The sequence below is a fragment of the Streptomyces sp. AC627_RSS907 genome (assembly GCF_019049165.1).
The window spans coordinates 1-602 of the sequence record NZ_JAGMUE010000831.1 but is presented as its reverse complement, the minus strand read 5'-3'; the positions used below and the strand labels follow the sequence as shown (position 1 = coordinate 602).

Sequence of the window (602 nt, the reverse complement as noted above, 5' to 3'; positions counted from 1 at the left end):
CCGGCAGCGGCGCCCAGGCCGCCGCGGGGACGCCGACGGTGGCGAGCAACAGGTCGCCCGGGAAGAAGAGAGCGTCGAGCAGCGGCACCGCGCGCGGCAGACGCACCGCGAGCGGCAGCACGTACGGCAGCGCCACCTGCTGGCTGACGAGGAGGCGCGACTCCACAGAGCCGAGTTCGCCCAGCGGCAGGCGCCGCGCCGCGTGCACGGTGCGGACCAGGTGGGTGGCGTCGGCGGCGGGCGACGCCCAGCGCGGCGGGGCCGACTCGTCGAGCGTGCGGTCCAGGTGCGGCAGTCGGTCCATGACGTACGCCTCGGCTCGGCGGTGGTTACCGGCGCTCCAGCAGCCTGCGGACCAGCCAGGCCACGCCGCCCACGGTCAGCAGCACGGTCCCGATCAGCACGAGCCAACTCGTGCCGTTGCCCCGCGACCAGTCGTAGGCCAGGCCCGCCCAGCAGATCGCGGTGGCCGCGGCCGTGCAGAACCCCGCGACGGGGCCCATCAGCTCGGCCCGGCGCGTGTGACCACGGCCGGCGAAGATCCGTCGTACGCCCTCCGGCATCAGGATCAGCGTCCAGGCGAGGGTGACCCAGGCCAGGCC

At 75.4% G+C, this 602-nt stretch carries 2 protein-coding genes; both read right to left on the bottom strand.

Annotated elements, in window-relative coordinates; all coding sequences use genetic code 11:
* Nucleotides 1-304: contact-dependent growth inhibition system immunity protein (locus tag KUM32_RS38895; RefSeq protein WP_254406727.1), on the bottom strand; the 304-nt coding region annotated here is incomplete at its 3' end.
* A gap of 25 nt (nucleotides 305-329) precedes the next feature.
* Nucleotides 330-602 (bottom strand): hypothetical protein (locus KUM32_RS38890; RefSeq protein WP_217146502.1); only part of this gene is annotated, 273 nt, incomplete at its 5' end.